The organism is Occallatibacter sp., assembly GCF_049802275.1.
In the GTDB taxonomy this organism is placed as follows: Bacteria; Acidobacteriota; Terriglobia; order Terriglobales; family Acidobacteriaceae; genus Telmatobacter.
The window spans coordinates 1-25,213 of sequence record NZ_JBARMD010000002.1 but is presented as its reverse complement, the minus strand read 5'-3'; the positions used below and the strand labels follow the sequence as shown (position 1 = coordinate 25,213).

General features: G+C 58.5%; 20 protein-coding genes. 8 read left to right on the top strand and 12 right to left on the bottom strand.

The annotated features are described in order from the left end of the window. Positions 1–613, top strand: a 613-nt coding sequence (locus WA354_RS00120) for a 5' nucleotidase, NT5C type (protein WP_472810972.1), incomplete at its 5' end; no start/stop codon positions are given. A 7-nt stretch (positions 614–620) separates the two neighbouring features. Here the strand turns inward: WA354_RS00120 and WA354_RS00115 are convergent. Continuing rightward, complete coding sequence (locus tag WA354_RS00115) at positions 621–1,394, bottom strand: hypothetical protein (protein ID WP_472810971.1); 774 nt, start codon at positions 1,392–1,394, stop codon at positions 621–623. 282 nt (positions 1,395–1,676) lie between these two features. On the opposite strand from WA354_RS00115, the gene WA354_RS00110 reads away from it, so the two are divergent. Further along, on the top strand, positions 1,677–2,405 hold the full coding sequence (locus WA354_RS00110; RefSeq protein WP_472810970.1) for a hypothetical protein: 729 nt from the start codon (positions 1,677–1,679) through the stop codon (positions 2,403–2,405). A 96-nt stretch (positions 2,406–2,501) separates the two neighbouring features. Here WA354_RS00110 and WA354_RS00105 read toward each other — a convergent pair whose 3' ends face one another. Then, positions 2,502–5,975, bottom strand: coding sequence for a carboxypeptidase-like regulatory domain-containing protein (locus WA354_RS00105; protein ID WP_472810969.1), 3,474 nt, complete (start codon positions 5,973–5,975; stop codon positions 2,502–2,504). Positions 5,976–6,235: 260 nt separating this feature from the next. Further along, on the bottom strand, positions 6,236–6,979 hold the full coding sequence (locus WA354_RS00100; RefSeq protein WP_472810968.1) for a helix-turn-helix domain-containing protein: 744 nt from the start codon (positions 6,977–6,979) through the stop codon (positions 6,236–6,238). Positions 6,980–7,108: 129 nt separating this feature from the next. Here WA354_RS00100 and WA354_RS00095 point away from each other — a divergent pair, with 129 nt between their 5' ends. Next, positions 7,109–8,032 (top strand): TIGR01777 family oxidoreductase, encoded by a 924-nt coding sequence (locus WA354_RS00095; protein ID WP_472810967.1) that lies wholly within the window; start codon positions 7,109–7,111, stop codon positions 8,030–8,032. Between the two features lie 81 nt (positions 8,033–8,113). On the opposite strand, the gene yidC is transcribed toward WA354_RS00095, so the two are convergent. From yidC to rpmH, 4 genes are all read right to left on the bottom strand, one after another. After that, complete coding sequence (yidC, locus tag WA354_RS00090) at positions 8,114–9,991, bottom strand: membrane protein insertase YidC (RefSeq protein WP_472810966.1); 1,878 nt, start codon at positions 9,989–9,991, stop codon at positions 8,114–8,116. Between the two features lie 51 nt (positions 9,992–10,042). After that, the gene (yidD, locus tag WA354_RS00085; RefSeq protein WP_472810965.1) at positions 10,043–10,306 is read right to left on the bottom strand and encodes a membrane protein insertion efficiency factor YidD; all 264 of its coding nucleotides are present in this window, start codon (positions 10,304–10,306) and stop codon (positions 10,043–10,045) included. Next, the gene (gene rnpA, locus WA354_RS00080; RefSeq protein WP_472810964.1) at positions 10,303–10,761 is read right to left on the bottom strand and encodes a ribonuclease P protein component; all 459 of its coding nucleotides are present in this window, start codon (positions 10,759–10,761) and stop codon (positions 10,303–10,305) included. The genes yidD and rnpA overlap by 4 nt, the downstream gene beginning before the upstream one ends. A 182-nt stretch (positions 10,762–10,943) precedes the next feature. Then, positions 10,944–11,099: a 50S ribosomal protein L34 gene (gene rpmH, locus WA354_RS00075; protein ID WP_348262436.1), complete on the bottom strand. Its 156-nt coding sequence runs from the start codon at positions 11,097–11,099 to the stop codon at positions 10,944–10,946. Positions 11,100–11,683: 584 nt separating this feature from the next. Between rpmH and dnaA the strand changes: the two genes are divergently transcribed. Next, positions 11,684–13,081 (top strand): chromosomal replication initiator protein DnaA, encoded by a 1,398-nt coding sequence (gene dnaA, locus WA354_RS00070; protein WP_472810963.1) that lies wholly within the window; start codon positions 11,684–11,686, stop codon positions 13,079–13,081. 450 nt (positions 13,082–13,531) lie between these two features. Then, a complete protein-coding gene (locus WA354_RS00065) occupies positions 13,532–14,782 on the top strand; it encodes an acyltransferase family protein (RefSeq protein ID WP_472810962.1) in 1,251 nt (416 codons plus the stop codon). Positions 14,783–15,093: 311 nt separating this feature from the next. On the opposite strand, the gene WA354_RS00060 is transcribed toward WA354_RS00065, so the two are convergent. From WA354_RS00060 to WA354_RS00040, 5 genes are all read right to left on the bottom strand, one after another. Continuing rightward, complete coding sequence (locus WA354_RS00060; protein WP_472810961.1) at positions 15,094–15,495, bottom strand: VOC family protein; 402 nt, start codon at positions 15,493–15,495, stop codon at positions 15,094–15,096. Positions 15,496–15,559: 64 nt separating this feature from the next. After that, positions 15,560–16,462 carry a hypothetical protein gene (locus tag WA354_RS00055; RefSeq protein WP_472810960.1) on the bottom strand — a complete coding sequence of 301 codons (903 nt, stop codon included), beginning with the start codon at positions 16,460–16,462 and terminating at the stop codon, positions 15,560–15,562. Between the two features lie 167 nt (positions 16,463–16,629). Then, positions 16,630–17,724, bottom strand: coding sequence for a nucleoside hydrolase (locus tag WA354_RS00050; protein ID WP_472810959.1), 1,095 nt, complete (start codon positions 17,722–17,724; stop codon positions 16,630–16,632). Positions 17,725–17,790: 66 nt separating this feature from the next. Then, the gene (locus WA354_RS00045) at positions 17,791–18,384 is read right to left on the bottom strand and encodes a Jag family protein (RefSeq protein WP_472810958.1); all 594 of its coding nucleotides are present in this window, start codon (positions 18,382–18,384) and stop codon (positions 17,791–17,793) included. An 80-nt stretch (positions 18,385–18,464) separates the two neighbouring features. Then, complete coding sequence (locus tag WA354_RS00040; protein ID WP_472810957.1) at positions 18,465–19,451, bottom strand: aldo/keto reductase; 987 nt, start codon at positions 19,449–19,451, stop codon at positions 18,465–18,467. 103 nt (positions 19,452–19,554) lie between these two features. Between WA354_RS00040 and WA354_RS00035 the strand changes: the two genes are divergently transcribed. The 3 genes from WA354_RS00035 to WA354_RS00025 all read left to right on the top strand — a co-directional run. Beyond that, positions 19,555–20,991, top strand: a complete 1,437-nt coding sequence (locus WA354_RS00035; RefSeq protein WP_472810956.1) for a TolC family protein — start codon at positions 19,555–19,557, stop codon at positions 20,989–20,991. A gap of 4 nt (positions 20,992–20,995) precedes the next feature. Continuing rightward, positions 20,996–22,315, top strand: a complete 1,320-nt coding sequence (locus WA354_RS00030) for an efflux RND transporter periplasmic adaptor subunit (RefSeq protein WP_472810955.1) — start codon at positions 20,996–20,998, stop codon at positions 22,313–22,315. After that, positions 22,315–25,213 (top strand): efflux RND transporter permease subunit (locus WA354_RS00025; protein WP_472810954.1); only part of this gene is annotated, 2,899 nt, incomplete at its 3' end. The genes WA354_RS00030 and WA354_RS00025, both read left to right, overlap by 1 nt.

Below are 25,213 nucleotides of genomic sequence, written 5' to 3'. Positions count from 1 at the left end.
CAACAGGATTCTTCGCACCGCCATCAACGGATCAGCGGGACTGACGAAATCACAAGCTTGGGAGCAGGAATTGAAGCGTGTCTGCGTCGACATGGACGAGGTGATGGCCGATACCCTGGCCGAGCATCTTCGCCGCTACAACCAGGCCTTTGAAGAGGATGTTACCGTCGACGACCTGGCAGGCAAAGGCCTGTGGGAGATCACACCGCAGGATCGTCAGAAGGAATTGCGCGCATTTCTCGATGCGGAGGACTTCTTTGAGGACCTTCCTCTCATGCCTGACGCGCAGGAAGTTTTAAAGAAGCTGTCGTCGCGATTTGAGATCTTCATCGCTACGCAGGCGATGGCTGTGCCCAACTCCCTTGGGCCGAAATACCGCTGGCTGCAGCGGCACTTCCCTTTCATTCCGCCCACGCACTATGTCTTCTGTGGAGACAAAAGCATTTTGCGCGCCGATTACCTGATTGATGATCTGCCGAAGAACCTGCTGCGCTTTGAGGGGCAAGGACTGCTTTACACGGCGCCGCACAACCTGACGGCCACCGGATTTGTGCGCGTCAACAACTGGCTTGAGGTCGCAGAGCACTTCGCCGCAATCCCCGAACCCTCATAGAGGCAGATCACCTCGAAGGCCGATCGTGCGACGACGCCGACCATGTAGGCCCGATCAGGGAGATCGTGAGAAGTGCACCGCCTTCGAACAGCGGGCCCGTTTCGCGCAGAAAAGCCGGCATCTGCCCACCTTCGATACTCATGAAAATGTTGGGGGGCTGCTTGCCGACGACTGGCGCGATCACCCCCGCTATTCCGCCCAAGTCAATTTTAATTTCGTAGACGGCAGATTTGCGGGGCAGGCCCGCGAGATAAAAAGTCTCAGGCGCCTGCGGCATAATGACGAGCGTCACGACGCGAGGCTTGGGCGTGGCGACAATCATCGAAACCTTCGTCTCACCTGCATCAGGAGAAACGTTTTTGATCACCGGCGTGACCAGGCCGTTGTAGAGGTCGGCGGGCATTTTGATGTGGTCAGTGGCAACTTCGTCCTTGCCGTCTTTGCCCGGCGATCGCGTCACCACGACTCCCTTTGCTACGTCGATCGTCATATCGAGTGGGTGCGGGAAATAGGGTCCGCGCTGAATGTGGTGGTCGGAAATAAGGCGAAAGACGCCACGCTGTGTATATACGGTGGTTTCGTCGTCGAGAGAGCCGTCCTTGAAGTGAAAGGTCAGGTGAGACATTACGCGGTCGCCGTGAACGACTTCGATGAGGTCGCCACCCGCAAGGACCTGGCCCTGCTCCGTGGTCAGCGCGAGGAAGCCGTGCACTGTTCCCTCGGGATGATGCACGGGGACTGGCTCTGCCGCGCCAATGAGACTGACAGCACAAGCCAGCATGGCAGCGTGCCGCCGGCATCGAACCCCCAACGTCGGAGTGTGTGTATGCTGCAAATGCACTTGCTTTGTAGATGGCCTTGCAGGTGTATTCGTTGCCCTCGGGCAGGATACGATCGAAACATATAAGGCACATCCTTGAGCCGGCCCCACCTTGTTTGATGCAAGTGGTATTAGCGATACTGAATGAACGGCTTCGGGCCGGTCGTTATCAAACTGATGTTTTTGAACCATCTCTCTCAGGGTCTGCGCAAGATCGCCAATCATCCAGGAAGGCAAATCCTCATGGGCATCTCCAGAGCCATCTTCGTCGCAACTATGTTCTTTTCGCCGATGCTTTGTGCCGCACAGACAGCGCCCAGTGGCGGACCAACAGCGTCCGGTACCAGTCCGGCGAGCAGCACTTTCACTCCTTCCGCGCCGTCCGACATTCTGAAACCCGCCCTTGAAGAGGTGCTGCAAACCGTGGATGCGGTCAAGCTGGACAAGTGGAAGAGGGGCAGCGTGCGCGATGAAGCAGGAAACAACATCGACGCAATCCAACGCTATATGTCGGGAACCCTGCCGGAGCTGATCAAGGAAGGGGACGCCGCCCCCGGTACGTTGAGCAAAATGCTTCCGATCTCGCGCAATATCGACGCGCTCTACGATGTGCTGGTTCACGTGGAGGAAGCCGCACGCGTTTCGGCGCCTGGCGACCAGGTGGGCCAGTTGCAACAAGCGATGGCAGACCTGGAGAAGGCCCGAATCGCATTTGGAAACCAGCTGCAGCAGACGGCCACCGTGCAGGAAAAGCAAATGGTGGAGTTGCACACCACGGTGCAGACACAGGCTGCATCCCTGAAAGCTGCTGCCGTACCCAAGCCGGAACCGAAATGCCCTGCGCCCCCCGCGCCGGCAAAGAAGAAGAAGGCTCCGGCCAAGAGCACCAAGGCTCCGGCTACTACCACGCCGGGCGCCACGGCCAAGCCGGCTACTGGCACTCTAGCAAATCCGCCCGCCAAGACGCAGTAGCGTCAACTACGCTGCGACAAACGCGGCAGCCGAAGCTGCCGCGTTGCCTTGATGGTGCCGAGTTGGCCGGATCGCTATGCGAATCGGCTCACGTTGTTAGAAGTCCAGCTTGATGCCAACCTGGATCTGGCGCTGACTGTACACAAAGTTGGAGTCTGCGTTGTTTGCCGTGCCAAAGCCGGAGGCATTTACGCCAGCGCCCGTGGCGGGTTGGTACACAAGAGTACTGGCAGTGGAGTTGATGGAGTACGCCGTCGCATTCACGCCGGTCACGTTCTGGTGGTTCAGGACGTTGAACATCTCTCCGAGCAGCTCGAAGTTGAACCTCTCGTTGACACGAAGATCCTTCTGCAGCCGGCAATCGAGCACCGTGGTGTTTGGCTGCATGAAGCTGTTGCGTCCGGTTTGGAGCAGATAGCCCGAGCTGCCTGACCCGGTCATGCCTGAGCCAGCCGCCTTGAGGGCACCAGATGCCGGCTGCGTTCCGCTGACGCCTGCTGAATAGGGCAACCCATTCTGCCACTGGAACACTGGGTTCACGTGCCAGCCATCCGTCAGCAACCGTGACCAGTTGTGAGAAGTTCCGGGATACTGCCACATCACCCAGGTTACGAAGCGGTTCGGCACGTTGAAGTTCGAGTTGCCATAGTTTGCCCCTGCATTGCCGAGTGGGTCGTACCAGTTGTTGGAAGTGGGAGAGGTGCTCTGATTCTGGTTGAAGTCGAGGGCGTGCGACCAGGTATAGTTCGCATCGAACTGCAGGTTTTTGTTGCTGCGGTTCTGGACCTCGGCGATCAAGCCGTTGTAGCTGGAGTTGATGTTGCTCACAACTTCGGTGACGTAACCGTAATGCGAGTTGACGTAGTTCCCTGAATAGACGGTCGACGTAACTGCCGTTCCGCACGCCACCGGGCCGCAAGTTCCACCCGCTGTCTTCGGCGCGACGGTCAGAGTGGTCTGGTAGGTGGTCGCCGGGTTGAGGTTGATGTTGATGAAGTTCGGCAGTTCCCTGCCCATTGCTCCCATGTAGCTGAGTGAAAAGATCGTTTTGCCGGGCATTTCCTGCTGGAGGGAGAGATCGAACTCACTCACCTGCGGGTTCTGGAAGTTCTTCGCGAAAAAGTCCAAACTCGGCGTCGGGAACGCGCCTGCGCCAATGATATTCGGGAACGTAGGCACTGTGCTGCTGGGCAAGACACCATGAATTGATGGAACTGTGTACTGGCCAAGCGGACTGCCTGCTGCTTCATAGGCGTTAAGGACGATGCCGTTGGGAATGCGTCCGTAGTAAAGACCATAGCCGGCGTGCACCACCGTCCGGCCAGTGCCTCGCGGATCCCACGACAAGCCAACACGCGGTCCAAAGTTATTGTTGTCGGATGGCCGGTTGGTAATCTGAGCCGCGTCATTCGGGTATGGTCCCTTGCCGTTGATTGGAACGTTCAACAACGATGTTGCGATAAGCGAACTGAATGGAGCGGGAATCTGCTCTTTGTCGTAACGCAGACCCAGATTCAGCGTCAGCCGCGGCGTCATCTTCCAGTCGTCCTGTACGAAGAAGCCGTAGTCCACCGTAGTGAGCGTGAACTTCGGCGTGCCGAAGCCCTGCGTGAATCCGTAGTAGCACGGATAGGAGGCGCCATTTGTCGAGAGGCCTGTTTCCGCCTGGGTGTTATCGCAGCCGCCATTCGGGCTCAGGATATCGGAGAAGAAGTTGCCGAAGTACTGATACGTGTAAACGCCGTTGCTCTCGTAGAGGTTGTTGATGGTGTCGACGTTGCGAAGGATGTCGAGACCGAACTTGATCGTGTGGCCATGATGCGTCCACATCGCGGTATCGCCAATCTGCGACTTCTTCTCGTCTGGATATGCAGTACGGAATGAGTAGTACGGCGAACCCGCGGTGAAACCATAGTTGCTTGACCCACCCTGGATCGCGAGCTGCACGGGAATGCCGGTGGAGTTGGTCAGCGATTGCTTGGTGAAGTCGCTGTAAGGCTGCTGGCCTTCCCAATCGAGTTCGTGGCCATACTGCACGCGAAGCTCGTTCGAAAGACTTGTGGTGAACATGCTGTCGAGCTTCACCAGGCCGTAGTCCAGCTTCACGTAGTCGGTGCCGAAGGTATCCACGGCGTAGTTGTTCGAGGTCTGCGTCTGCACGCCGCCGGGAGAATCCCAGCGCAACCGGTGGTAGAGCCCGCTCAGGTGCTCTGTCTGCGTAATCTGCCAGTCGATCTTCGGCGTATTCAGCACTTCGTCGCCAGTGCGCGGAACCGGGCCCAGATCATCCAGCAATCCCACTGTCTTGAGACCTGTGACGGATGAAACCTGCGAACCATACAGAAGCTGGTCGTACTGCGCTGCCGCGGCTGCATAGTTGCCGCCGTAGGCGCGCCATGCCAGTGTGCAAGCTTCGAGATCACCCGGGGACGTACCGGTTCCGGATAACTTCGCGTTGACGGTGGTCACGCCGCTCTTGGTTGTGGACACCTTGGTGCAGGTGGCTCCCCCAGGCAACGCAAGATCAGCCCACTGGTTAAAGAACGTTGACGGAGTAGCCGGTTTTGCGAGGCCGGGGAAGTTCCGCTTGAACTGGTCATACGCGTAAAACCAGAACAGCTTATTCTCAATCAGCTTTCCGCCCGCGCCAAAGCCCCAGCGCTTGCGCCAGTCTTTAGGTCCATAGGGGCTGTTGGGAAATGTAGGTGTGCCCCCGCCCGCCGGAAGGTTGACGGTGGTGATCGTCGTGAATGGATTCAGGGCTCCCCAGTCATTGTCGCGATCGTAGAAATAAGCCTGACCGTGCAGCTGGTTCGTTCCGCTCTTGGTGACGGCGTTAAGAACACCACCCGCAGACCGGCCGTACTCGGCGGAATATACGCCCGTATTTACCTGAAACTCTGCGATGGAGATTTGCGAAGTGGAATAGCCTGCGCGGGTGCGGCCGCGCTCTTCTGAGAAGAAGGCCTGGTTGTTGTCAGCGCCATCGATCTCGACGTTGTTGAGGATGGGGCTGATTCCGCGGAAGGAAATCAGGCCGAAACCATTTGCATCCGATGCGGCGCCCGGCGTGAGCAGCGCAAGATTGGACCAGCGCCCTCCGTTCAGGGGAAGGTTCACGATCTCCTGGGTGGTTAATGTCGAGGAGACTTCCGGCGACTCAAATTGAAGGACCGGGGCGACTCCGGAAACTTCCACGGTTTCCGTCGTGGACCCAGTCGTCAACCCGGGGTGCAGTTCGGTCAGCGAACCAACCGTGACCGGCACTGCCTTCGCGTTGTAGGTGCCAAATCCCTTCGCGGAAATTGTCACGGTATAGGTGCCGGGTGGAACCAGCGGAGCTTTGAAATATCCGTTGGGGTCAGCGAGCAGGTTGAAGTTTGCGCCTGTCGCATCGTTGTGCAGGGTTACTGCGGCTCCGGCAATAACCGCGCCGGTGGAATCGACAACCGTACCTGCGATCGCGCCTTCCGTGGTGCTTTGCCCACGAGAGACTACAGAGAACAAGCAAAAACACAACAGGCACACCGCGAGCGATTTGAAGCTCTTGCGGATCAATTGAACAAACATGAAGGGGCTCTCCTACGGATAAGAAGAGCCGAGTGGGGCAGAAAGAATCTGTGCGCTGGAACACGGCATCCGCCCCAAAAATGTGTTTTGCGTAAAGGAAATCCTGTCAGTCTCGACCGGTTTCAAACGCCGGGAGACATCTATCTCCATGGAGAGGGAGGGATTCGCTATTGAAAGGATAAAGAGCGCGTGTGAATTCGGAGTACAGGATTGTGTTGCATTACTGTGAATAAAGCGCCAGAACCGTGCAAAACCGGTCCCTAGCTTCCTGTCGGCTCGCGTTGGCCCAGCACGCCCCGACCCGCAACCGCTCGCTGAACCAGGGTTGCGCCACTTCCGGATCGCAGAAGGGTCACAGGCTGGGTAGCCGGGGGTTGGTGCATCGTCACAATCAGGGCGTCGGCAGGCTTCTTGCCCGCACATATGTAGGAGTGAGGCGTGCTCGAGTCAAAGTAGACCGCGTCGCCGGGCGTCAACGTACAGTGGTGCTCTCCGTGGTGCAGTTCTAGTTCGCCATCGAGAATGTAGAGGAACTCGTAGCCGGGGTGCATATGTGCTCTCGGCTCTTTGGCTCGCTCCAGCGGAATGAATTCGGCGAAATACGGATCCATATGCCGGTCAGGCACCATGTAGCCGAGGCTCTCAAAGAAGTATGTAGGTTCTTCGACACCCGTCTGTGGCAAGCGCACCCGTTCCTTGCGCCGGTGCACGCGGAACATCGATTGCGGTTCTGCTTCAAAAAAATAAGACAGATCTTTAGAAAAGACCATCGCGATGCGGGCCAGGTTGCGGAGCGTGGGAACCACCCGACCGGTTTCAAGCTGCGACAAAAAGCTTGCCGACAGACCGGTGTGTTTGCCCAGCTCCACCAAACCCATCGACTTCTTCAGCCGCAACCGCTTGATGCGCTCGCCAATGTGTTTTTCCGCAATGAACTTTTCCGTAGTCTCGGTGTCCACTTGCGATTTCTGTGTTTCCTCGTTGCGAGCTACCGCATCACTCATCCCGCCCTCCAGGGTTGGCAGGTCAAGGTTTTGTCCTGATCAAAACCCATTCCCATGCTACTAAACTCAAGTCCTCCGGGCAAACAGGTCGAAATCATCGTGTGCTAAAGGAACGATGATCCTGTAAACATGGATGCCACAATCGTTTCCGGCGGAATCGTTCTGAGCGGCGCATCTGGAATGATCGGCAATGCCCTGCAGCAGGCCCTCGCCGCACGAAGGATCCCCACTCTTCAATTACTAAGATGGGCTCCGACCGCTGAACGACAACTGCAATGGAATCCGAGCGCCGACCCGCCCATGGAGAATCCCGCGCCGCTCGAAGGCGCTGCGGCTGCAATCCACCTCTCCGGCGCCAGCGTTGCCGCCCATCGCTGGACCGACGCGTACAAGCGCGAACTAGCTGTGAGCCGGTTGGATTCCACGCGCAAGCTGGCAACCGTACTCGCGTCGCTGCGCACTCCCCCGAAGGCGTTTCTGGTGGCATCCGCCATTGGGATCTACGGCGACCGCGGGAGTGAATTGCTGACGGAATCCTCGCCTCCCGGCTCGGGTTTTCTCGCCGATCTCTGCCGGCAGTGGGAGGCTGCCGCGGAACCAGCCGTTCAGGCAGGCATTCGCGTCGTACACATGCGATTCGGAGTCGTGCTGGGTCCGGGACACGGCGCATTGGAGCAGATGCTGCCGCCGTTCCGCATTGGTTTGGGTGCGCGGCTTGGAAACGGACACCAATGGATGAGCTGGGTTAGTTTGACGGACGCGATCGCGGCGATCTTGTTTGCTCTGGAGCAATCAAGGCTGGCCGGCCCGGTGAATGTCACCGCGCCGAATCCGGTGACAAATATGGAGTTCACTCGTGCACTGGGACGGCAACTGCACAGGCCCGCGTTTTTGGCGGTGCCTGGCCTCGCGGTGCGCACCCTCTTCGGACAGATGGGCGATGAAGCGCTTCTGGCAGGCGCACGCGTGCAGCCGGAGAAACTGCTGGCAGGAGGATTTCAGTTTTCTTTGCCGAGAATTGAGGAGGCGCTGAGAGCTGCGCTGGCGGATTGATGCCTTGGTGGTCTCCCACCCATGCGCTAAAAGACGCGCACGGATGGGTACCCGGGTTCTAACTTCAAATCAGGGAAGCTGCTAGCGCCGGCCCTGGATCACTCGTTGGTTCGCGTTGCCACCTTTGGGAAGCTTCTTCGCGGCGCGGCGTGCCGCGATCTCATGCATCTCCTTGCCAATCTTTGACTGGTTGATGGCCACCTGCATGATCAGGTTGATGATATTGCCGGTAATCCAATAGAGCGCCAGGCCCGAGGCGAAATGCCACAGGGTAAATCCCATAATCGCCGGCATCATGATGGCCATCATGCGCCGCTGCGTCGGATCCATACCCGGTGAGGGCGTGATGAACTGCACCAGGAACATGGTGCCGATGATGAGAATCGGCAGAAGGTGCAGCGGATCGGGCATCGACAGATCGGTAAGCCAGAACCAGTGCGCCTGGCGCAACTCAACGGCGTTCAGCAGTACGCGATAGTAAGCGAAGAAGAGCGGCATCTGCAGCACCAGGGGTAGGCAGCCGCCGTACATATTCACGCCTTCTTCCTTCATGATCGCCATCTGCTCGGTCTGCATCTCCGCGCGTTTGGGATCATTGATCTTCAGATTGGCGTATTTTTTCTTGAGCGCGTCCAGCCGGGGCTGAATGCGCATCATCTTCAGCGACGACTTCATCGTCCAGATGCGCGTGGGCAGCAGGACAAGGTTGAAGATGACGGTGATGATGATGATGGCCCAGCCCCAGTTGTTTTTCCCGGGACCCATCATGTTGTGCAGGGCGCGCAGGGCGAGATACAGGGGCTTGGCGATGATGCCCCACCAGCCGTACTGGATCACCGATGCCAGCGACTCGCCGGTTGGTTTTCCATCCGCGCCGATGGCGCGAATCGAATTGAGGATATCGGTCTCTTTGGGACCGGCGTAGATCCGCAGCTGGGTATCGCCGCTCTGGTCGCCCATGGCCAGACCGATCACATCGGCCGGTTTCTTGGCGCTGTTTGGATCGCTCAGGTCGCCGGGCAGGTCGATGGTGTGGTGAAAGGTAACCACGGTAGCGCGCGACGGGACCTGGGGCAGAAGTGCCGCGGTGAAATACAGATCCATGACGCCCGCGTATTCAAACGGCTGATCGAGGGTGGCGTCGCCACTCACCTTCTTGGCAGCCATCGTATCCTGCTTGCCGTCAATCGACCACGCCAGCTGGGACTGCGTTGGAACCAGGAAAGTGGTGCGCTTGCCATTGGCGGCGAGAAATTCTTCCATATCGCCGAGGCCCGCAGGCCACGCTACCAGGGCGCGGACCGGCTCGCCGTTACGCTTCACGCTGACGCGAGCGCCGATCACGTAGCTCGAATCAAACGTGAAGGTCTTCTCGACATCGAGCCCGCCGGCCGCGTAGTGAAAGCTGAGCGAATTCGGAGCCAGCACCTGGCCCGTTGTCGACGGCTCATAGAGCGCCGTGTTGAGTTGCGTTGTCAGAGCGTTGTCGTAGGTGTAAAGCGAGAGCGGCAGCCCGAAGCGGCTCGCGGCGTCCTGCTGCACCATGTCAAGCGGCTTGCCACTGGAGTCGGTGTAGTGTTTCAGAATCCAGTGCTGGACCTGTGCGCCCTTGTTTGTAAAGGTGATCCGGAATTTTTCGTTCTCGACGGTCGTGGTGGTTTCGGCACTGGCGGTTACCGTTGCGACAGGCCCCGCAAGGCTGGCCCGGCTCGATTTCTCTCCGCCCGGATTGGGCGCTGAGACCGCTTGTTGTTGCGCCTGCTGCTGAGCTTGCTGAGCCTGCTGAGCTTGCTGGGCCTGGCTGGCCGGCGCATTCGCTGCCGGCTTCTGGAAATACTGGTAGACCATCAGGGCCGCAAGGGCCAGAAAGGTAAAGAGGATCAGGCTGCGGAAGTCTCCGCCGCCGGTGCCGCCGCCGGAACCCTGCGACTCTAGATTTGGATTACGAATTTCGGGCAAGTGTGACTTCCTGTCGTTGAGAAGTGGCGCGCCGTAGGCTCACCGCTTGTTCTATGTTAACGGTTCGTGCGGCAAATGGCCTGCTACTGCGACAGGCGGAACGGGATCGAGTCCCCCGCGGCAGAACGGATGACAGCGCAGCAGACGCCAGATTGCGAGTCCCATACCGCGGAACGGACCGTGCGTTGCAATTGCGATCGAAGCGTATTCGGAACATGTAGGCACAAAACGGCATCCGCCACCACCAAGCGCGTGCACCGCAGGCGACAGCCAGCGGCGGTAGAACTCGAGCATGGCAAGAAGGATGCGTGTCATCGAGGTGGCTCTGCCTTGCCGGATTGCGTAAATTGACTCGGGTTCGCACGAGCCTGCTCAGCATTTGCCTGCTGGAGAATACGCACAATCTCCGCATCAAGTTTCGTGAATTCGATCGTCAGCACCGTCCGGTGCGGATGGAGGATCAGGTCGCAGCCCGCCGGCAACTGGTCGACATGCCGCCGCAACACCTCGCGCAGCCGCCGCTTGATCCGGTTGCGTTCGTGCGCTGGACCGAGCACTTTGCCTACCGTGAGTCCCACTCGCGGGTTGGCCGGCTCGCTCTGTGCGGCCAGGAACCAGCTCATCGATGCCGAGCGGCGTTTTCGTCCTGCTGCCGCATAGGCGCGTTGGAAATCCGCGTGCTTGCACAGCCTCGCGCCAGCCAGAGAGGCGGGAACCTTGCGCGAACCCAGCGCAACGGTATGCAGCTCAGGCTTGGAGGAAATGCTCATCGCAAACTGGAAAGATTTCGGCCAGAGGATGATAGGCTCTGGAACCTGCTCCAGCCGAAAACAAAACGGCGGGAAAGACTTAGAGCGGTTCTCCAAATACTATGTGGCATCTTTGATTCGGCACAAGGTAGCTTTTCCTTGAGGAGAAAGCCGCTTCGCCCTACATCCAATTGGAGAACTGCTTAGTCGCGAAAGCCGGCGCTGACTGAGACGCGCTTCCGGCCTGCGGCACGGCGACGGCTCAGCACGGCAGCTCCCGATTTGGTCTTCATACGTGAGCGAAAGCCGTGCGTCTTCGAGCGGTGACGCCGGTTGGGTTGAAATGTGCGCTTGGGCATAAAAGTGCGCTCCTGCTTCCTGTCTGAAATCTAGGCCTAATGGCAAGTATTAAGTATATCGAAGGTTGGGCTTCAAATCCAGCCGGGGTGGACAGGGGCAGAGTCCACCGATGACGATGGGCCTGCGCCGACATCGACGAAACCGATTATCCCAGCGACGGCTGTAAGCCACCGAACATAACGGCGAACCCCTGCATCCAATTTTCCGAGAGACTCTATGTTCGCAATAACCGAGTAGGAATTTCTGATCGATGCATGAAAAATTCGTTCGCGTGTGATGTGTTTCACCGTACGTGGTGCAACCTTTCACTTGTTCCCGAAAGTTATGTGAAAGAGGCATTGCAACACACCCCAAATGTGCTACCATCGGGACCGTTCAAGAAAGTTTCCGAGCGTCCCACGGAGTGAGTTTCAACCCGTGCCTCGCAGTATTTTTCCGAGGCAGACCAACGGCCATCAGGCATGTCTTCAGTCAGCGAATGTGAGTGAGCATTTTGCTTCACTCGCAGCGTGAGCCATTGCCTTAACCGCGCGGTTTGAATTCACACGGCAGTACACAGGTGGCGCCGGTAAGGATTCGCTCGATGGCATTCGCAATTTCGCCGGCTTCGGCTCTTAATCCCTGGCTGCAGATTCTCGCAGCCCTGGAAAAAAAGGTCATTCGCCAGTCTTTTGACACGTGGCTCAAGCCCACGCGCTTCAGTCACGCCAGTGGCCGCATCTTATTCGTCCGCGTCCCTTCCAAAGAGTTTCAGCACATCGGTGACAAGTACGGCGACCTGATTCAGGAAGCGATTGATCTTCAGTCGCTCGAATTCGACGACGTGCAATTCGTCACCGTCGAAGAAGATCCTTCGATGCCGCCGCAGCGCAAGGATGGCGGCTTTGGTCCGCTGCCTGCTCACGCGCCTACCGCGCCAGCATCGCGATCGCCAGAGCAGACGCGCTTCGACTGGTCCACCGCGGCCCAGTTGAATCCCCGCTACACGTTCGACGCCTTCGTCATCGGCAATGGCAACCAGTTTGCTCGCGCGGCTTCGTTGGCCGTCGCCGAGCGGCCGTCGCGCGCCTACAACCCGCTCTTCCTCTACGGCGGCGTGGGTATGGGCAAGACCCACCTGATGCACGCCATCGGCCACGAAGTAAAGCGGCGCCAGCCATCGGCCAGCATCTGCTATGTTTCGGCGGAGAAATTCACCAATGAAATGATCACCTCGCTGCGCAACGATCGCATGACCAGCTTCCGTGATCGCTTCCGCACCGTGGACGTACTGCTGATCGACGACATTCAGTTCATCGCGCAGAAAGAGCGGACGCAGGAAGAATTCTTCCACACGTTCAACGCCCTGCACGAGAGCATGAAACAGATTGTCATCGCTTCGGATCGTCCGCCGAAAGAATTGGCCGAGATTGAAGACCGGCTGCGCTCCCGTTTCGAGTGGGGCCTGATCGCCGACATTCAGCCGCCCGATCTCGAGACCAAGGTCGCCATCCTGCAGAAGAAAGCAGAGAACGACCAGGTTCAGCTTCCCACCGACGTCGCATTGTTCATCGCTTCCAACGTCCGCACCAACGTGCGCGAGCTTGAAGGAGCTTTGACGCGGCTTGTCGCCTGGTGCAACCTGAATCGCACCGAGATCACGCTGGTTACGACACAGCAGTGCCTCAAGCAGTTCATCGACATGCAGGTTCGCAAGATCACCATCGAGTCGATCCAGCGCGCCGTGGCCGAGCAGTTCGGCATGAAGGTGAGCGACCTGAAGCAGAAGAACAACTCGCGCAATGTTGTGGTCCCGCGCCAGATCGCCATGTATCTCGCCAAGCAGATGACCGAAGCCAGCCTGCCTGAAATCGGCCGCCAGTTCGGCAACAAGCACCACACCACCGTAATGCACTCCATCGGCAAGATCGACGAGCATCGCCGCACAGACAAGGACCTGCATCGCACGCTGAACAAGCTGCAGGAAATGCTGAACGGGTAAAAACCAAGTGATCAGGGGTCAGTGATCAGAAAAGGCCGCGCGATGCGCGGCCTTATTCATGCGACGCGAAAATCCCTACTCCAGCGAACTGTCATTTCGACCGGAGGTCGCCGCAGCGACCGAATCGACCTGAATAGTAGCTGACATCGATTCTGAAATGCGGCCGCTCTAAATGTACCCGCCCGGGTAGAGGTTGGATTACCGCCCATGCCGAGATGACGTCCCGCCGAATCGATGTTTTCGCGTAGAGTAACAGCAGATTTGTTACTTTCATGGGATTGTGCGGTCTCTCATTCTCCATGTACGTTCCACTTGTTGCTTCCCGCAAACCCGGCAGTAATCCGAATTTCGCATCACACATAAATTCCTGGATTTTCGTTTTCCCGCCCTCTGCTTTTCAAGCGGACGATTCGGAAAAGTCGCTTATGTATCCATGGTGGAGCGAACTATATGGGTCCTGTGGCAGGGAGTCTGCTTTCGCCTAATTCGGTGACTCTCGATTCGGGCGTGAGTTCAACCGGTGACAAGCCAGAGAACCCCACTCGCACGCCGTCCGACGCACCTATCAACAGGCGCATTGATTTTCTTGATCCAATTCGAGGAGTTGCCATTCTTCTCGTGTTTGCCTATCACTCCCTTGGTATGGCATTCGGTCGTGATCAGTTATCGTGGCATCATTGGTTTGCTGATTTCAATGTCTCTCGTTCGTTCCTGCTGCTGCTTCCGGTGACCCTTGGATGGGCAGGAGTGGCAATATTTTTTGTTGTCAGTGGATTTTGTATCCATCTCAGTTTTTCAAGATTCCCGCAATGGCCGCTGTTTTTTTGGCGGCGGTTTTTTAGAATTTATACGCTTTATCTAGTCACCCTCGTATTTTTCACTTTCGCCTTCCCCGCGACCCGCCTGCATTCCATTTCGTTGTCGAACGCGAACCAGTTTGTCACTCACTTGTTCCTCGTCCATAACTTTGGCGAACAGTCAACCTTTGGCATCAATGCATCCTACTGGACTATCGCTCTGGAGATGCAGCTTTATGCTCTATATCCACTTCTAATTCGGCTTGCGAGACGCCTTGGTTGGGGACGATCACTCATAGGCCTCGCTGCCATTGAGGTCACATTGCGTCTTCTGTGGAGTGTCAGAGGACTTCCTCACTACGTGAGCTTTTCACCGTTGATCTTTTGGTTTAGTTGGTCACTCGGGGCGTACGTCGCTGAACGTCATATGCGAGGCACTATCCGCCCGATTCCTAAGTACTCTCTATACGTAATCGGAACGGCCGCCATTGCCGCTGCATTTGTTAGGCCGCTATACACCATGTCATTCCTCCTCTTTGCCTTGCTTACCGCTGCAGTTGTAGCTGCATTTCTTTACAAAGGTGAGGAACACTTCCCCGTCCCCGTCGCCTTGGAAACACATTTGCAAAAGGCTGGCCTTTATAGCTATAGCCTTTATTTATGGCACAAGCCGTTCGTTGACTGGATTCCTCGTCTGCTTTCAAGAATTGCGCCCGGCGTTCATATTCATCCTCTTGTCATGTTTGCGTTTTGCATCATGCTTTGGCTATTCGTAGCCGTCCCGATGGCGCGGCTTTCCTACCAGTTTTGCGAGCTTCCAAGCATCTCCCTCGGAAAATTCCTTTACGCACGCGCCAAGGAAATCCGAACAACGAACCGCCCGCTCGCCGTTCTGAGTGAGTGACCGCCAATGCGCAAGCTCCGCTCCGCGCGCATGTCAAGCGGTCGCGCCGCCAAATCACGCTAAGTCGCTGAATGCGAAGCGAATTTTCCTTCGCTCCGTTTTGCAGGTAATTTCCCTGCCTTGGCGCACAATGAAAATGGAGTGGAAATACACTCGAATGATGCCTGCGCTTCGCGCGGAATGGCTGCATCTTTCCGGGCGAATTGAGTCGCCCCACCCCCCGGTGTTACTTACTCTTTTTCTTCGTTGGCCTTTAGTAACTTCGCCGGATGCTTCATGCCACGATTCTGAGACAGTGCAAAACTTCAAACCTACGCCGTTTTGAATTCCGTCACGCTCAGGACATTCCCATCCGGGTCCTTGAACCACGCCACACGTGCGCCGCTGGGCGAGTTCCAGATACCCCGTGGGTCGGCGTCATTCACGCCTTTGTAGCGATTGAACTCGACTCCGGCTGCAGCCAGACGGTCAACGGTCTCTTCAATATTTGCGACGTGCCACCCGAGCACCGTGAACGGATCGGGCTTCAGTTCGTGTACAGTCGTCACGCGCAGCATGGTTCCGTTGGCGTCGAACACCAGCGCGAACGGCTTCTCATCGGCAACCAGCCGCAGCCCGAGTGCGCCTTCGTAGAACACGCGCGCTTTTGCCGGATCGGTGGTGGGTGCGAATGCGACCAGTTCGCTCGCACCCAGAATGGATTCGCCTGACATATTTCGCCTCTGCCGCATTGTTCCGCGAGGTCGCGCGGCTGGCAAGAGGATTCTGAACCCGCCTTTAGCCCTGCACGACGAGGTCTTGCGCCAGCTTGAAGTGCACCACGGTCTCCGCCGGGATGTCGAGGTCGCGATTGCCGGTCAGTCCAGCAGCGGCCGTACCTGCACCACCGCCGGCAAGGCCGCCAATCAGCAATCCCGTGCCGCCGGAGGCGATGCCGCCGATCAGCATGCCCAAGCCGGCTCCGCCGCCAATCATGGCCGCAGAGCGTTTGCCCTTGCCTTTCTTGCGCTGGGTTAGATCGGCAGTCCTGAGGTGATACTGCGTTCCGTTGAGCGTCATCGAGGTCAGACGCAGTTCCAGCACCGACGCGCCCTTGAAGTGGCCACGCCTGTGTACCTCATCGACCACGCCCGCCACCTGAGTGCCCTTCGGCACAACGGCGTTTCCGTTCGGGTCAATTACCGGTTCCACCACTTCGCCGGTGAATGCGTCGCCAGCGTGGCTGGTCTTCACGCTGATGCGCTGGTCAACACGAATGGCCAGGCTGGTTCCGGCCTGGATAGTCACATGGACGGGCGCGATAGGTCCCGCAGGCGATGGCCTGCTGCCATCCTGCCCTGCAGATTCGCTCGCCTGGTCCTGATTCGGGTCGCCACCCACCGGATACACCTTCGGATCCTGCGGCGGTGGCACGGGCGCGCCGGGCGTCGCAGGCGTGGTGGTAGTCGTCATTGCTTCCGTCGTCTGGCCCTTTGCCGGCGGCTGCACCACCGTTGTCGTGGTGGTTCCAGTCTTATCAACGGTCACGACCTGTTGCGGCTGACCCGTCGCCACGGCCTGCTTTTTCGCCTGGTCGATTGCCTTGTCCTGTTTCGATTCGCATCCTGCGAGAGCAATGGTCAACCCTAACGCCAGCAGAGGCGTGCGCCCGAGGCGCGACAAAAGGTTTGAAGAAAACATGGTGGTCCTCTTTCCAAATGGGATTTGGCTGCAACACAAGGCAATCAGGGAAAGTGTTTCAATCAATAATCTAGATAGCTTGTGGCTCAATTAGATGCGGGTGAGCTCAATTCCGCAAGAGTACCGAAGAGACCCCTTGCATCTCAGGAAGTTGCGCAGCTCTATCCTTATCGCGACATCAGGTCGACGAACATTCTCTGGAAGCGCGGCAGATCCAGATCAAGCTGCGCGTGAACCAGTCGCACGCCGGTCTCTGGTTTTAGCTGTTCCGTCCATGTGAGCGTGTCGCCGTAGCTCGGGCCGTGACTCAGGTCGACGTCCATATACTCAACCTTCTCCAGGGTAATGAGCGTCGGATCGAGCCACGCGCAGGCCGCAAGCTCATCCCACAGGTAATAGCGGTTCTGGCTCCACGCTGCAATGTACTTTGCGGTCGGCGACTGCGATTTCGAAATCTCGTCCAGCATTTTTTGCGTGAATGGCGCCCTGATCGAAACATCGACCGTGGTCACATCAATCCGTGGCCACGCCGCGCGCAGAACAATATGCGCGGCCTCAGGATCAAACCAGAAATTGAATTCATGGCGCGGGTTGGTTGCGAATTCCGGATCGTCGGTCTGCGGATTCAAGCTTCCGCCCATGATCACGATGCCCTGCGTCAGCTCCGCAAATTCGGGATCGATCGAAACGGCCAGTGCAATGTTGGTCAGTGGCCCAGCCGCATAAATCGTCACCTCGTGCGGATGCGCGCGCACCTGGCGAATGAGGAAGTGCGCAGCATCCTCGTCGATGGCTTTCAACGCAGGCTTGCCCTCGGGCAGCGGCGGAATCGCATAGGGCCCATGCGTGTCGAGTTTGTCAGGCGTGAACGGAGTGACGCCGCCATTTGCCTCGATCAACGTCATCGGCCCCTGCCCCCACGCGCCCAGCCATGTCACCTTTCCGTCGATCGCCGCGGAGAGCTGGGTATCGCGCTCGGTCCGCACCAGCGGAAACACTGCGCCTTTCGCGACAGGAACGTTGCTGTGGCCGGTCAACTCAAGCATGCGCAAGGTGTGCAGCGTCTCTTCATCGCGCCAGGCGTTGCCCGTCACCATGGTGATTCCGAGCACTTCGACCTGTGGCGCCTGCAACAAGACCAGCATCGCCATCTGGTTTGAGCCGCCCGGGCCGGAGCCATCCTGGTCGATGAGCACCATTCGCTTTTGCGCCGAACACACGAGTGCGGCAAACACCATCAGCAGAGAAATTGGAGTCTTCATTGTTCGGTATATTGGCATAGCCGAGTCGCGGTCTTTAGAACGGCCAGCCAACGTCTTCGTTGACATTCATCGCCGATCGCGTCCATATCCCCGCTCGCGTCCTGATCCCCGATCAGAGCCAAATCCCCGTGGCTTCACGGGCGGCGTCACCGGCAGGTTCGTTTTGCCTTCGGGAAAGACCACGAGAAAGCGATCCTGGCCCTCGCCCGAGCTGGCCGTCTCTACGCCCGGCAGGTCGCGAAACGCCATGTGCAGCAAACGGCGCTCGCGGCTATTCTGCGGTGGAAACGCGAACGGCACGCCGGACTTGCGCACCTTCTCCGCAGCCACCTCGGCCGACATGCGCAGTTCCTGCGCACGCAGCGCCTTGAAGTTGCCTGCATCGAAACTGACCAGGTCGTGCTCACGCTGCTCCAGGCGAAGCATTTGCGACGCAATGGTCTCCAGGGCCCGTAACAACTCCCCATTGTGCTGGGTCAGAAGCGGAACATCGGGACCGCCGAGTTCCACGTAGATCTCCCGCGCCTCAAGTCCCTGGGGATCGCGTGCGCCATCGCCAGCGGTAATGCGGTATTTCAGACGCATGCCACCCAGCTTGTTGAGGGAAGAAAGAAATCCAGCGATTTTTTGCGCAGCCTGCTGCAGGTCTTCGATTGGCATAACGGACTAGTATCGCAGAGTAGGGTGGGTTGGCGCGTCGGGAAATCGGCTGATAAAGCCATTCAGCGAGATTACGAGTCTCATCCCTCGCGCACCATCGGAGTCAGATACTCAGGTCCCACCGGATCCGTAACCGATTCCGCCACAATCCGATCAATCTCCGCCATCGTCCCAGCATCGAGCTTCCAGCCCATTGCTCCGGCAACCGCGTCTAGCTGATCGGGCCGCTTGGCTCCCCATAGCGCTACGGAGACCCCCGTCCGGTCCAGCACCCATCGCACCGCCAATTGCGCCACGGATTTTCCAAAGCGATCCCTTGCCAAGGCAGCAAGATGCTCCACCGCCGTTATATATTGACTGAACCGCGGCTCCTCGAACTTCGGATCGACGGCACGAATATCGCCTGGCTCAAATCTCATCCCCCGTTGAAGGCGACCGCCAAGGAGGCTCCGGCACAGTGAACTGTAGGTCAACACGGACACGCCGTTCGCCGCGCACCAGGGCAGCGTCTCACGGTCGATATCACGCTCGAAGATGTTGTAAGGCGGCTGATCTGAGGCCAGTGGAGCGATGCTCCGAAATTCTTCCATCTGCGCGGCGCTGAAGTTGCTGACGCCGAGCGCCTTCACTTTGCCGGCTCGCACGAACTCCGCCAGCACACCCGCCACATCTGCGATCGGCACCAGCGTATCCGGCCAGTGAATCTGGTACAGGTCGATGTAGTCCGTACCGAGCCTGCGCAGGCTGTCCTCAAGCTCCCGCCGCAACCGCGGCGAGGTCGAATTTGCGAATACGCCGCGCTCATTCCACTCGAGACCTGCCTTGGTGGCGATATAGAACGCGTTGCGCCTGCCGTGTGCGCGCATCGCCTTGCCAACAATCTCCTCAGCGCGGCCGCGGCCATAGATGGGCGCGGTATCAAACAGGTTGATGCCGCGTTCGATTGCGCTCAAGCAGGTTGCAATCGCCGCATCCTCGGCCACCGCTCCCCAATCTGAACCGCCGATGGCCCATGTTCCCAGGCCGACCCGTGAGACTTCCGCACCCGCAACTTTCGTGGTTTCCATGCAGAAACATCTTAAGCGCACAACTCCACGAATGGCTTCCGACTCCCATAGATTCATCCAAGACTCAGGTGAAATTAAGGTTTTGACTATATCCTGTGTTCCAGTGGCGATCGACCTCCATCCAGGCTCCAGCTTGAAACGCATCTTCTTCTCTTCTCTGCTGGGCGTCTCAACCTCCGCCGCACTCGCCCTGATCGCCGCAAACGGAATTGCACAGACCGCGGCTCAGACCACCGTTCAGGCCGCGCCGCCGGAATCGACCTCAGCCGCGCAACCGGTCCTGATCACACTCGACGAAGCCCTGAAACGCGCACAATCCAGCGAGCCAAACTTTGCCACGGCGTTGGCCGACAGCAAAGTCGCGGGACTCGACAAATCAATCGCACGCGCCGGATTGCTGCCCAGTGCGCGCTATTACGGCCAGGGCATCTACACGCAACCCAATGGACTTTATGCCGAGGGCGGAGAAGGTGTGACTACGCCTAATCCCAAATTCGTCGCCAATGACTCAAGACCCCGGGAGTACATTTCTCAAGGCATTGTGGAGGAAAACCTGAGCCTGGGGGCTTTTTCGGCTTTGCGCCGAGCTGATGCCGCTTCCGCTGTCGCCGCTGCAGAACTCGAGATCGCTCGCCGCGGGCTTGTGGCTACGGTCACCGGTTTGTACTACGGCCTCTCTGCCGCCGATCAAAAGCTCGCCATCGCGCAGCGTGCCAAGGCGGAGGCTGACGACTTCGCAAAGTTAACCAGCCAGCGCGAACAAGCCCGCGAAGCCGCGCACGCCGACACTGTAAAAGCTCAGTTGGAACAACAGCAGCGCGAACGCGAGTTCTCCGACGCGAAACTGAATGCAGACAAGGCGCGACTTGAACTTGGCGTCCTGCTGTTCCCCGATCCGCGCACCCCGTACACCATCCAGGTACCGGAAACGCCCGCTGCGCTCGCCTCCCGCGACGAAGTGAACCAGCTTGCCGCAAAGAATAACTCTGAGCTGAAAAGTGCGCTGGCCACGCTTGAGGTCAGCAAAGCCGACGTGCTCGCAGCCCGCGGTGCTTATCTTCCCACCCTTGGGCTGAACTACACATATGGCATCGACGCCAACGAATTTGCAGCCAATGGCCCCATGACCGCAAGTGGAATTCGGGCCCGTAACCTGGGCTACTCCGCCACCGTAACTGTAAATATCCCAGTTTGGGATTGGCTGGCCACCGAGCATAAAGTCAAGCAGAGCGAAATCAAGCACGACGCGGCCAAAGTAGCCCTCACTGCGACTCAGCGCCACCTTATCGCGCAACTCGACGAGTCGTACGCCGAAGCCCAGGCCGCTCGCGATCAGCTCGCCTCACTGGACGCCAGTGTGGCCACCGCCGCCGAAAGCCTGCGCCTCACCCGGCTGCGTTACATCGGCGGCGAAGGCACCGTGCTCGAAGTGGTTGACGCGCAATCGGCCTTCATCACAGCGCAGCTTGCCCGCGAAGACGGGCGCGTCCGCTACGAATCGGCTCTCGCGCAACTGCAAACACTGACCGGGAAAATGTGAACCGATGAACGAATCTGCTTTGGCTGCACTCGACCATCCAATCCGCAATAGAAAGAGCATCGGGCGTATGCTCGTTGCCGCCTTGCTCCCCATGCTTGTTTTCGCGGGATGCAAGAAAGAAGAAACGCCCGCGCCGGAAATCACAGTGCAGGCAGAGCATCCCGAACAGGGCGCAATCTCCGACCACATCACCGCCGACGCTATCCTTGCGCCGCTCGCTCAGGCCGCCATCGTGCCCAAGATTAACGCGCCAGTGAAAAAGTTTTACGTTCAGCGTGGAGCGAAGGTAAAGGAGGGAGAGCTTCTCGCGGTTCTCGAGAACGCCGATCTCGTCGGAGCGGCGCAGGATAACAAGGGTTCGTATGAAGCCGCCCAGGCAGCTTTCGCCACGGCAACCAGGGCGCAGGTTCCTGAAGATGCGCAGAAGGCCGAACTGGATTACGCACAGGCCAAAGCCAATCTCGACCTCAACACCAGCATCGTGAACAGCCGCAAGCAACTCTTCGCAGAGGGGGCCATCCCCGGCCGCGACCTCGACACTGCGCAGGCCGCGCTGGTGCAGGCGCAGGCCGCCTACGACTCCGCTGCGAAGCATCTCGAATCCATGCACAACGTCAGCCGCGAAGCTGCGCTCAAATCGGCAAAGGGCCAGCTCACATCGGCTGAAGGAAAATACGATGGCGCCGCCGCTCTGGTCAACTTTTCTGAGATTCGCAGTCCGATCGACGGCGTTGTCACCGATCGCCCGCTCTACGCCGGCGAGACTCCAGCCGGCGGCGCACCGCTGATCACAGTGATGGACACTTCATCGCTGCTGGCCAAGGCGCACATCGCGCAAAGTCTCGCGCAACAGATGAAGATCGGCGACGATGCAACCCTGATTGTCCCCGGAGTCAAGGATCCAGTGGATGCGAAGGTCACGCTAATCAGCCCAGCACTCGACCCCGGCAGCACCACGCTCGAAATCTGGCTGAAGATCGACAACAAAAAGGCTTTGCTTAAAGTCGGAACGCCAGTCAAAGTCTCCATCACTGGCCACACGGTCGAGAACGCTCTGAAGGTGCCCGTCTCTTCGATCCTCACCGCGCAGGACGGATCCAAATCCGTGATGGTGGTCGGCACAGACGGCGCGGCTCACAAGAAACCCGTGGAACTTGGAATTCAAGATGGCGACGACGTCGAGATCACCAAGGGCCTCACGACGGCAGACATGGTTATCACCAGCGGCTCCTATGGACTCGACGAAGGCGCCAAGGTGAAAGTCGGCAAAGCCGACGATGACGACGCCAAGCCCGCTGCCGGCAAGGGAGGCGACAAGGACTGATGTCGATCGCCACTCCAGCGCCGGTCGCGCACGAAGAATCGTTCTGGCTGTCTCACTTCACGCGGCCGATCTTCTTCTTCGCCGCCGTACTCACCATCGCCGGCATCTATGCCTCGTTTCAAGTGCCCATCTCGGTCTTCCCCGATACAAATTTCCCGCGCGTAGTTATCGGCATTGACAACGGCGTGATGCCGGTCGAGCAGATGGAAGTCACCATTACGCGGCCGATTGAAGACGCGGTCAACTCCGTTCCCGGCCTCGTCACCGTGCGCTCCACCACCAGCCGCGGATCGGCAGAGGTCAGTCTCTTCTTTGACTGGAGCGCCGATATGTACCAGGCGCTCCAACTCACGGACGCTGCTCTCAGCAAAGTTGAGCAGACGCTGCCGTCTACCGCGCGGATCACTTCGAATCGACTCACGTTCGCCACGTTCCCGATCCTCGGCTACAGCCTCACATCCGACACCGTTTCCCAAACGCAATTGTGGGAACTTGCCACCTACGACCTGAAGCCACCGCTGAACCGGGTACTCGGCGTCAGTACCGTGACGGTGCAAGGCGGACAGGTGCCGGAGTTCGGCGTAACGCCCAATCTCGCCCTGCTGGCAGCCAACGGAGTAACAGTCACCGATCTCGTCAATGCGATTCAGGCTTCAAATATTGTCGACTCACCAGGTCTCTATGAAGCGAATCACCAACTCATTCTCGGCCTTGTAGGCGCACAGGTGCACGACGCCGAAGGGCTGCGCCAGCTCGTGGTGAAGACCACTGCAACCGGCGCACCTGTCCGCGTAGCCGACGTGGCTACTGTGCAGTCCGCAACGCAGCCCATCTACACCACAGTTATGGCCAACGGCAAAAATGCCGTGCTGCTCAATATCGCGCGCCAACCTTCTTCCAACACCGTTGCGGTCGCCGATGCAGTCTCCGCAGAGATTACGCAACTTCGCCAGAAACTGCCTCCAGGCGTGAGGCTCGAGCCCTTCTACGATCAGTCGCAGCTTGTACGCGACAGCATCTCCAGTGTGCGCGACGCCATCTTCATCGGGCTCATCCTCGCCTGCATCATCCTGTTCCTCTTCTTGCGCGACTGGACATCGTCGCTGATCGCCGGCCTCGTCATTCCGGTCACCGTCGCCGTCACGATCCTCGTGCTCTGGGCGATCGGCCAGAGCTTCAACCTGATGACACTCGGCGGTCTGGCCGCAGCAATCGGCCTGGTGATCGATGACGCCATCGTGGTCGTCGAAAACATCGTCATGCATCGCGACAATGGTGAACCCCGCGCCAGTGCGGTCCGCAAGGCGCTCAGCGAAATCACCGTCCCGCTGATTGGTTCGACCATCACGCCAGTCGTCGTATTCCTGCCGCTCATCTCCGTCACGGGTGTGACAGGCTCATTCTTCCGCGCACTGGCCATCACCATGGCCGCATCGTTACTGACATCGCTGATGCTGGCGCTCACGTGGACGCCCGGCTTGAGCCTCGTGCTGTTGCGCAGCCACGAAGCGCGACCCGAAAACAAGGAACACACTACCGGCCGTTTCATGAGCCGCGTGCTCAGGGTGCATCACCGCGTGCTCGACTGGGCGTTGGCAAAGCCGCTATTGCTCGGCCTCGCATGTCTCATGCTTGTGATGGCAACGTATTTTGGATACAAAGCGCTCGGCTCCGACCTGCTGCCGGAGATGGACGAAGGCGGATTTATCCTCGACTACATCATGCCCGCCGGCAGTTCCCTCACCGAAACAAACCGCGTTCTCCAGCACGTCGAGCGAATCTTGCGCGCGACCCCTGAAGTCGAAAGCACATCGCGCCGCACGGGCCTTCAGATGGGCCTCGCCGCTGTAACCGAAGCCAATACCGGCGACTTCACTGTCAAGCTCAAATCAAAGCGCGGCCGCAGCATCGACGAAGTCATGGAAGACGTTCGTTCGCAGATCAAGGCGACCGAGCCCGCGCTCGATGTCGAATTCATCCAGGTGCTGCAGGATATGATCGGTGATCTGTCGAACGCACCAGAGCCAATCCAGATCAAGATCTTTTCCGACGATGAGGCCCTGTTGACCCAACTCGGTCCACGAGTCGGCGATGCCATCGGCAAGATTCCCGGCGTGGTCGATGTAGAGAATGGAATCGATAACACCATCAGCGGACCCGCAACGAACTTCCAAGTCAGCCCGACCGTTGCGGCTCGGCTCGGATTTACGCCGACCGAAGTTGCCGAAGATGCGACGTCGATCCTTGATGGTCTGCCCGCGAACGATCCATTGATTGCCAATGGCCGTCCCTACACCATCCGTGTGCGTCTAAGCGAAGAGCATCGCAAATCGCTCGACGCGATCCAGAATACGGTCTTCAACAGTTCCGCAGGACACACCGCAACGCTCGGCTCGCTCGCCACAATCACACAGCTTCCGCCGCAGAACGAGATTCGACGCGAAAATCTGCAGCGCATGGTTGTCGTCACCGGCCGTCTTGAAGGTTCTGACCTCGGCACCGCGATGGCCAAGGTCCAGCAGACTGTCCAAGGTATGCACCTGCCTGCGTCGGTGCGCGTCACCTACGGCGGCACCTACGAAGAGCAGCAGAAATCATTCCACGACCTGCTGAAGGTTCTCCTGCTGGCGCTCGCGCTGGTCTTCGGCGTCCTGCTTGCCGAGTTCCGCAACTTTCCGGCGCCGATCGCTATTCTCACATCCTCTGTTCTGTCGATCTCCGGCGTCATCCTCGCCCTGCTCATCACACGCACCACGTTCAATGTCGCGTCGTTCATGGGCCTCATCATGGTGATCGGCATCGTCGCGAAAAATGGCATCCTGCTGCTCGATGCGGACGAAAAATTCCGCTCTGAAGGAGTCTCCGCAGCTGAAGCCATGATGCACGCAGCCCAGCGCC